This is a genomic window from Acidiphilium sp. PM (assembly GCF_000219295.1).
GTDB lineage: Bacteria > Pseudomonadota > Alphaproteobacteria > Acetobacterales > Acetobacteraceae > Acidiphilium > Acidiphilium multivorum.
This window is the reverse complement of sequence record NZ_AFPR01000049.1, coordinates 1-7,735: the sequence shown is the minus strand read 5'-3', so window position 1 is coordinate 7,735 and position 7,735 is coordinate 1. Positions and strand designations below refer to the sequence as shown.

Sequence of the window (7,735 nt, the reverse complement as noted above, 5' to 3'; positions counted from 1 at the left end):
GGCGGGGAAGGCGCTCTCGTCAGCAATGACGGCGATCTCGGCGTGCAGCGAGCGGGCCTGCTCGGCGAGCAGGGCGGCGTTTCGCCCGGCGATCAGCGCACGGACCCGATAGTTTTCGGGATCCGCCTGCAGCAGGTCGATGGTCTGGGTGCCGACGCTGCCGGTCGAGCCGAGGATCGTGACTGTCTTCACCGCCATAGCGGTACCCCTCCCTGGGCAAGCAATGCAAGGACGGCGGCGACCGGGGCTGCGGCGAGCACGCCATCGAGCCGGTCGAACAGGCCGCCATGGCCGGGAATCGTGCGGCCGGAATCCTTGACGCCGAGCCGCCGCTTGAGCGCGCTTTCCGCAAGATCGCCCGCCTGCGAGACGATGCTGATGATGGCACCCGGCAGGATTGCGGCAGGGGACCTTGCCACGAGCAACCCGGCCGCGACACCGATCACGAGGCCGCCAACCGCGCCGCTCACCGTCTTGCCGGGCGAGATCGCCGGGGCGAGCTTCGGCCCGCCCGCCAGCCGGCCCACCGCATAGGCCCCGATATCGGTCATCCAGACGACGACAAGCAGGAACAGCACGTCGATGAGCCCGCCCGGCCGGTCGCGCAGCCAGGCCAGCGCCGCGCCGGGAACCGCAGCGTAAACGACACCGGCGAGCAGGAAGCGCGGCCGCGCGGCGGATACGATGTGACGGCTCAAACCAGCCCATTCCCACATCAGTCCGGCGAAAAGCAACACGAGCAGCACCGCCCAGACGAGACCGCCCCATGCCAGTGCACCGAGGGCAACCGGCACGAGAACGGCGGCGGACGCCGCGCGAAGGCCGAGATCGTGAAAGCGCCGGGACCTTTCGCCGGACGTCGGGGGGGACTCCGGCACGCTCATGGCCCTTCGCCGTCCGGCGGTGCGTCAGCCGGGCCAGGCCGGGCGCCGAAGCGGCGTTCCCGACGGGCATATTCGGCAATCGCGCGGCCAAGATTGGCGGCGCCGAAATCGGGCCACAGCGCATCGTCGAACACCAGTTCGGCATAAGCGGCCTGCCAGAGCAGGAAGTTGGACAGGCGCTGTTCGCCGCTGGTGCGGATCACAAGGTCGGGGTCGGGCATGCCGGCGGTGGAGAGATGGGCGGCGAAGATGGTCTCATCGACCGTCGTGGGATCGAGCGTTCCCGCCATGGCGGCCTCGGCGATGCGCCGCGCCGCCGTCGCGATCTCGGCGCGCGCGCCGTAGGATAGGGCGATCACCAGATTGAGCTTGCGGTTCGCCGCAGTACGGGCTTCGGCGTCGGCGAGTTCCGCCTTCAGCGAGGAACCGAAACGGTCACGCTCGCCGATGATGTGAAGCCGCACCCCGGCCTCGGCCAGTTCACGCAGTTCGGAGCGCAGGTAGTGGCGCAGCAGGAAGGTGAGATCGGTCACCTCCTCGACCGGCCGTCGCCAGTTTTCCGAGGAAAAGGCGAACAGCGTGAGCCATTCGACGCCGTGGCCGATCGCCGCCTCGATGGTCCGGCGCACGGCTTGCACCCCCTCGCGGTGTCCGGCCGCGCGGGGCAGGCCGTGCCGCGCGGCCCAGCGCCCGTTGCCGTCCATGATGATGGCAATGTGGCGCGGTACCGGCGGCGGTGGAACCGGAGGCGGGGCGGACATCGGGCCGCTCAGACCTGCCGGATGTCCTTCTCCTTCTCGACGAGCAGCTCGTCGATCTTCTTGATCGTCGCGTCGGTCAGTTTCTGAACGCGGTCGGCCCAGTCGCGCCCCTGATCCTCACCGATCTGGTGCTTCTTCTCGAACCCCTTGATCGTCTCCATGCCATCGCGGCGCACACCGCGCACGGCGACGCGCGCACCCTCGGCATATTTGCCGGCTGCGCGGGCGAGTTCGTTGCGGCGCTCCTCGGTCAGCAACGGCAGCGGCACGCGGATGAGCTGCCCGTCCGGCTGTGGGTTGAGGCCGAGCCCGCAGTCGCGGATGGCGGCGACCGTCGCATTGACCATGCCGCGATCCCAGACCTGAACGGTGAGCATGCGGCTTTCCGGCACCGCCACGGTGGCCACCTGGTTGAGCGGCATCAGCGTGCCATAGGCCTCGACCTTCACCGGATCGAGCAGGGCGGGGTTGGCGCGGCCGGTACGCAGGCCGGAAAATTCGCGCTTCAGCGTTTCCATCGCGCCGTCCATCCGGCGTTGCAGGTCGGCGAGAAGGGTATCGAGATCGGCGTCCATGGCGGGCTCCTAGCGCTGTTCCACGATGCGGGTGAACTTCCCCTCGCCCCGCATGACGCTGGCGAAGGCGCCCGGCGCGTGGATGTTGAAGACGATGATCGGCAGGTCGTTCTCGCGGGCGATGCTGATCGCCGCCGCATCCATCACCGAAAGGTCGCGGGCGAGAACCTCGTGATAGGTGAGTTCGGCGTAGCGCTCGGCGTCGGCCACCTTGCGCGGGTCGGCGGAATAGACGCCGTCGACCTGGGTGCCCTTGAGCAGCACATCGCACTTCATCTCGACGGCGCGCAGCGCCGCAGCGGTGTCGGTCGTGAAGAACGGGTTGCCGGTGCCGGCGGCAAAGATCACCACGCGGCCCTTTTCCATATGCCGTTCCGCGCGACGGCGGATATAGGGCTCGCAGACCGCGGACATCGGGATGGCCGACTGCACGCGGGTCGCCACCCCGCGCTTCTCGAGGGCCGACTGCATGGCGAGCGCGTTCATCACGGTGGCGAGCATGCCCATATAGTCGGCCTGGGCGCGGTCCATCCCGCCGGCGGCACCGGAAATGCCGCGGAAGATATTGCCGCCACCGATCACAAGACACACCTCGACGCGCATGGCGACGACATCGGCAATGTCCTGGGCAATGGCGGCCACGGTGTCCGTATCGAGCCCGTAGTCCCGCCTGCCCATCAGGGCCTCGCCGGAAACCTTGAGCAGGACGCGCCGGTAGCGCGTATGGTCAGTCTGGTCTTGCGCTGTCATGGGGGCGTTTCATCCGATTCCGCCGCAAGACGCAAGGCGGGGGGAAGCGGGCGGCACATTGTGCGCGGCGCCGTCGGCATGGCGGGCGAAGAGTTCGAACAGGCGGCGGGCCACCGGGCCCGGCGTGCCCTCGCCGACCGCCACGCCGTCGAGCCGGACCATCGGCTTCACGTAAGACGTCGCACTGGTCAGGAAGATCTCGCGCGCCGCGCGCAGTTCCGCCTCGGACAGGCCGCGCTCCTCGAAGCGGATGCCGGCCTCCTCCATCAGCGAAATCACCGCAGCCCGGGTGCAGCCGGGCAGGATGTGATGATCGAGGTGGCGGGTACGCAGCACCCCGTCTTCATCCACCGCCCACACGGTGGTGGATGACCCTTCCGTGACATTGCCGTCGCGGTCGATCAGGATCGCCTCATAGGCGCCGGCCTCGCGCGCCTTCTGCTTGGCAAGACAGTTGGGCAGCAGATTGACGGTCTTGATGTCGACCCGCCCCCAGCGGATGTCCGGCGCGGTGATGGCGGTACCGGTCCATGTGTCGATTTCGCGCGGGAAGGCCTTGCCATGACGCGCCGTGACCACCAGTGCGGGGGCGACATCGCGCGGGAAGGCGTGGTCGCGCCGGGCGACGCCGCGGCTGACCTGCATATAGACGATGCCCTCGCGGATTCGGTTGCGACGCACGACCTCGCGCAGCACGACGAGCAGCGCGCCATCCTCCATCGGCTTCGGGATGGCGAGTTCACGCAGCGAGCGGGCGAGCCGGGCGAGGTGCAGCCCGGTATCGACGAAGCGCCCGTCATGGACGTGGATGACTTCGTAGACGCCGTCGCCGAACTGGTATCCCCGGTCCTCGACATTCACCGAGGCCTCGCGCTGGGGTACGTAGCGTCCGTTGACATAGGCGATGCGGCTCATGGTTCGGGTGCCTTCATGATGATGGGAGTGGGCCGGCTTTCGCCGATGCCGAGCAGGGCGATGCCGAACAGCGCGGCAAGCACGCCGATCACGATCACCAGCAGGCGCAGCCGGTAGGAAACGAGGCCGCTCGCCAGCTTCGTGTCGGCGGCGACCAGGCCGGCTGCGCGGGCAAGCCCGGCCCGGTCGGGCGTGAGCGTGGCGAGCGTTTTCTGCGCGGTCACGCCGAGCAGCGGGCGAGCCTCAGCGAGCGCGGATTTCATCGCCGCCGGGTCGCCCGTGGCGGCGGCGCTGGCGATTGCCCGCTCCGCCAGGACGCCGCGCATGGCGGGGATCGGCGCCGCAAAGGTCGCGAACACACCGATCAGCGTGATCATCAGGAACGCGGTCAGCATCAAGCCGATCCGCTGGGCCGAAATCCGCATCCGCTCCGCCATCGATGTCACTCCTCGCCGATTTCCGATCCATGCGGCCCGCCAACCGCCGCGTCAATCGGGGCCGATCTGCGCCCCGACGGTTGACAGATGGCGCCATGCTTCCCATAAGCCGCCCCAACATCCTGAACAGCCCGAGAACCGTGTCATGAAAGTCCGTAATTCGCTTCGCTCCGCCAAGGCCCGCGACAAGAACTGCCGCGTCGTGCGCCGTCATGGCCGCGTCTACGTGATCAACAAGAAGAACCCGCGGATGAAGGCCCGCCAGGGCTGACCTGCCCCGCCGGTTCGCCGGCGCATCGCAGCGTGACGCAACGCCCGGACCGCGAGGTTCCGGGTGATTTCGTTCCGGGCAATCCTTGACCGCGTCCGGCGGGCTTCCTCTTTCCGTTTCCGCCGCACAGTATTATCTCACAGGCGGGTGAAGGGGAGAAAGCCGTCGTGATAGCCTTGCCGCAACCGAAAGCCGATGTCCTTGACCGGCGCGATGCCGTGCATGAGGGATTGCGCGCCCTGCTGCCCGCGCGCGCGGTGATCACCGACCCGTCACGTCTCAAACCGTACGAGACCGATGGGCTCTCCGCCTATCGCCAGATGCCACTCGCCGTCGTCCTGCCCGAAAGCACCGAGCAGGTCGCCACCGTGTTGCGCTTCTGCCACCAGAACGGGGTCCGCGTCGTCCCCCGCGGGGCTGGCACCTCGCTTGCCGGCGGCGCGCTGCCGCTGGCCGACGCCGTGGTGATCGGCATGATGCGGATGAACCGCATTCTCGACGTAAATTACGCCGACCGTTACGCCGTGGTGCAGGCCGGCGTCACCAATCTCGGCATCACCAAGGCCGTCGAGGCGGACGGATTCTTCTACGCCCCCGACCCGTCCAGCCAGCTCGCCTGCATGATCGGCGGCAATATCGGCATGAATTCGGGCGGCGCGCACTGCCTCAAATACGGCGTGACCGCCAACAACGTGCTCGGCATCAAGCTGGTCACCATCGAGGGCGAAATCCTCGAACTCGGCGGCGCGCATCTGGATACCGCCGGCTATGACTGGATGGGGATCGTCATCGGCAGCGAGGGCCAGCTCGGCATCGCCACCGAAATCACCGTGCGCCTGCTGCGCGCGCCGGAAGGCACAAGGGCGATGCTCGCGGCCTTCAAGTCGAACGAGATAGCCGGGCGCTGCGTCGATGCGATCATCGGCTCGGGCATCATTCCCGTGGCGCTGGAATTCATGGACCGTCCGGCGATCCACGCCTGCGAGGCCTTCGCCAAGGCCGGCTATCCGCTCGATGCCGAGGCCATGCTGATCATCGAGGTCGAGGGCTCCGTCGAGGAGCAGGACGCGCTGCTCGGCCGGATCCGGGAAATCTGCGGCCGGTTCGACCCGATCAGCCTCAAGGTATCGCAGTCGGCCGAGGAATCGGCGGCGATCTGGAAAGGGCGCAAGGGTGCGTTTGGCGCGATCGGGCGGATCAGCCCGGACTATCTCTGCATGGATGGCACCATCCCCACCAGCACACTGCCCGAGGTGCTACGCCGCATCGGCGAGATGAGCGAGCAATATGGGCTTGGCGTCGCCAACATCTTCCACGCCGGCGACGGCAACCTGCACCCGCTCATCATGTTCGACGCCAACAATCCCGAAAGCATGCACAAGGCCGAAGCCTTCGGCGCCGATATCCTCAAGCTCTGCGTCGAGGTCGGCGGCTGCCTGACCGGCGAGCATGGCGTCGGCGTCGAGAAGCGCGATCTGATGAACGTGCAGTTCACCGAAACCGAGCTCGACCAGCAGCGCCGGGTCAAGACCGCCTTCGACGCTGGCTGGCTGCTGAACACGGCGAAGGTGTTTCCGCTCAAGCCGGGCACGGACACGGCACCGGCGCCGATGCCGCACGCGGCATGATCGCCCCCTCCGACGAAGCCGGGTTGGTCGCGGCGATCGAGGCGGCGGCAGCTTCGCGCACCCCGCTGACCATCGAAGGGCTCGGCTCGAAGGCCGGGTTCGCCCGCCCGGTGCAGACGGCCGAAACCCTGTCCACCCGCAACCTCACCGGCATTCCGCTGCATGCGCCGCAGGAGCTCATCGTCTCCGCGCGCGCCGGCACCACCCTGGCCGCGCTCGAGGCGAAGCTGGCGGAAGCCGGCCAGCACCTGATCGCCGAGCCGCCGCATTACGCCTTTCTCGGCGCCGAGGCGCAGACGGTCGGCGGCATCATCGCGACCAATCTGTCCGGCCCGCGGCGGATCGCCTGGGGCGCGATGCGCGACCATGTGATGGGCATCCGCGCCGTCACCGGCCGGGCGGAGGTGATCCGCTCCGGCGGGCGCGTGCTGAAAAACGTCACCGGACTCGACCTCTGCAAGCTGTTCACCGGCTCCTACGGCACGCTCGGCGTGATGAGCGAGATCACGCTGAAGGTGCTCCCCGCACCGGAAGCAACCGGCACTGTGCTGCTGGCCGGGCTGGATGCGGCAACCGCCGTCAAGGCGCTGTCGGCGGCGCTCGGCTCGCCCTTCTCGGTGACGGGAGCCGCGCATTTGCCCGAAGGCGCCGCGGCGGCGCTGGGCCATGCGCGCCCGATCACCATTGCGCGGATCGAGGATTTCACCGACTCCGTTCACTACCGGATCGGCCGCCTCGCCGAAATCTGGGGTGCGTTCGGCATGGTCGAGCAGCTCGACACCTCGGCCAGCCTGGCGCTCTGGCGCACGGTGCGCGATGCCGCGCCGCTAGCCGTGCGCGAGGGTGATGCGGTCTGGCGCATTTCCGTGCGTCCATCCGCCGGCCCATCCATTCTCGAAGCGGCACAGGCCGCGGGACTCGATGGTTATCTCGACTGGGGCGGCGGTCTGGTGTTCCTGAGCGGGCCGGGAGATGAGGCGGCGCATGCCGCCATCGCCAACGCTGCGCGACGTGCTGGCGGTGAATGGTGGCTGTTGCGCGCCCCGGACGCGCTACGCCATAGCCCTGACGCCTTGCCGCGCGAGCCAGACGCGCTGGCCGCGATCCGCCGCCGTGTTACCGCCGCATTCGACCCGGCCGGAATTCTCAACCCCGGGCGGCTTCACGCCGCCTGAGCAGGAGCAGCGGGCGCCTTGCGCTCGAGGACGAAGACACATGCAAACCAATTTCACGCCCGACCAGCTGGCCGATCCCGACATCGCGGTGGCCGACCGGATCCTGCGCTCCTGCGTGCATTGCGGCTTCTGCACCGCGACCTGCCCGACCTTCGTGACCGTCGGCGACGAGGATGACAGTCCACGTGGCCGCATCTACATGATCAAGGACATGCTGGAGACCGGCGCGCCGGCCAGCGAACCCGTCGCCTTCCATCTCGACCGCTGCCTGTCATGCCTCTCGTGCATGACGACCTGCCCCTCCGGCGTCGATTACATGCACCTGATCGATCACGCCCG

10 protein-coding genes and 1 pseudogene are annotated in these 7,735 nt (G+C 68.3%); 4 read left to right on the top strand and 7 right to left on the bottom strand.

Going from position 1 to position 7,735, the window contains the following annotated elements; genetic code table 11:
• The 7 genes and pseudogenes from APM_RS01765 to APM_RS01735 all read right to left on the bottom strand — a co-directional run.
• Nucleotides 1–198, bottom strand: a pseudogene (locus tag APM_RS01765) (1-deoxy-D-xylulose-5-phosphate reductoisomerase); the annotation flags it as partial.
• Nucleotides 189–884, bottom strand: coding sequence for a phosphatidate cytidylyltransferase (locus tag APM_RS01760; protein WP_007421640.1), 696 nt, complete (start codon nucleotides 882–884; stop codon nucleotides 189–191). The pseudogene APM_RS01765 and the gene APM_RS01760, both read right to left, overlap by 10 nt.
• Nucleotides 881–1,645 carry a polyprenyl diphosphate synthase gene (gene uppS / locus APM_RS01755; RefSeq protein ID WP_007421639.1) on the bottom strand — a complete coding sequence of 255 codons (765 nt, stop codon included), beginning with the start codon at nucleotides 1,643–1,645 and terminating at the stop codon, nucleotides 881–883. Before uppS ends, APM_RS01760 begins: the two co-directional genes overlap by 4 nt.
• Before the next feature lie 8 nt (nucleotides 1,646–1,653).
• A complete protein-coding gene (gene frr / locus APM_RS01750; RefSeq protein ID WP_007421638.1) occupies nucleotides 1,654–2,220 on the bottom strand; it encodes a ribosome recycling factor in 567 nt (188 codons plus the stop codon).
• 9 nt (nucleotides 2,221–2,229) lie between these two features.
• Nucleotides 2,230–2,970 (bottom strand): UMP kinase, encoded by a 741-nt coding sequence (pyrH, locus tag APM_RS01745; RefSeq protein WP_007421637.1) that lies wholly within the window; start codon nucleotides 2,968–2,970, stop codon nucleotides 2,230–2,232.
• A 9-nt stretch (nucleotides 2,971–2,979) separates the two neighbouring features.
• Entirely contained in the window at nucleotides 2,980–3,885 is a 906-nt protein-coding gene (locus tag APM_RS01740; protein ID WP_007421636.1) for a D-amino-acid transaminase, read from the bottom strand.
• Nucleotides 3,882–4,322, bottom strand: a complete 441-nt coding sequence (locus APM_RS01735; RefSeq protein WP_007421635.1) for a hypothetical protein — start codon at nucleotides 4,320–4,322, stop codon at nucleotides 3,882–3,884. Before APM_RS01735 ends, APM_RS01740 begins: the two co-directional genes overlap by 4 nt.
• A gap of 145 nt (nucleotides 4,323–4,467) precedes the next feature.
• Here APM_RS01735 and ykgO point away from each other — a divergent pair, with 145 nt between their 5' ends.
• From ykgO to APM_RS01715, 4 genes are all read left to right on the top strand, one after another.
• Nucleotides 4,468–4,593: a type B 50S ribosomal protein L36 gene (ykgO, locus tag APM_RS01730; protein ID WP_007421634.1), complete on the top strand. Its 126-nt coding sequence runs from the start codon at nucleotides 4,468–4,470 to the stop codon at nucleotides 4,591–4,593.
• Between the two features lie 167 nt (nucleotides 4,594–4,760).
• Nucleotides 4,761–6,221: an FAD-linked oxidase C-terminal domain-containing protein gene (locus APM_RS01725; RefSeq protein ID WP_007421633.1), complete on the top strand. Its 1,461-nt coding sequence runs from the start codon at nucleotides 4,761–4,763 to the stop codon at nucleotides 6,219–6,221.
• Nucleotides 6,218–7,396 carry an FAD-binding protein gene (locus APM_RS01720; protein WP_007421632.1) on the top strand — a complete coding sequence of 393 codons (1,179 nt, stop codon included), beginning with the start codon at nucleotides 6,218–6,220 and terminating at the stop codon, nucleotides 7,394–7,396. Before APM_RS01725 ends, APM_RS01720 begins: the two co-directional genes overlap by 4 nt.
• Nucleotides 7,397–7,436: 40 nt before the next feature.
• Nucleotides 7,437–7,735: 4Fe-4S dicluster domain-containing protein (locus APM_RS01715; RefSeq protein WP_007421631.1), on the top strand; the 299-nt coding region annotated here is incomplete at its 3' end.

Coding starts and splice junctions, on each gene's coding strand:
- APM_RS01760 (WP_007421640.1), bottom strand. CDS start 884: ATGAGCGTGCCGGAGTCCCCCCCGACGTCCGGCGAAAGGTCCCGGCGC.
- uppS (WP_007421639.1), bottom strand. CDS start 1,645: ATGTCCGCCCCGCCTCCGGTTCCACCGCCGCCGGTACCGCGCCACATT.
- frr (WP_007421638.1), bottom strand. CDS start 2,220: ATGGACGCCGATCTCGATACCCTTCTCGCCGACCTGCAACGCCGGATG.
- pyrH (WP_007421637.1), bottom strand. CDS start 2,970: ATGACAGCGCAAGACCAGACTGACCATACGCGCTACCGGCGCGTCCTG.
- APM_RS01740 (WP_007421636.1), bottom strand. CDS start 3,885: ATGAGCCGCATCGCCTATGTCAACGGACGCTACGTACCCCAGCGCGAG.
- APM_RS01735 (WP_007421635.1), bottom strand. CDS start 4,322: ATGGCGGAGCGGATGCGGATTTCGGCCCAGCGGATCGGCTTGATGCTG.
- ykgO (WP_007421634.1), top strand. CDS start 4,468: ATGAAAGTCCGTAATTCGCTTCGCTCCGCCAAGGCCCGCGACAAGAAC.
- APM_RS01720 (WP_007421632.1), top strand. CDS start 6,218: ATGATCGCCCCCTCCGACGAAGCCGGGTTGGTCGCGGCGATCGAGGCG.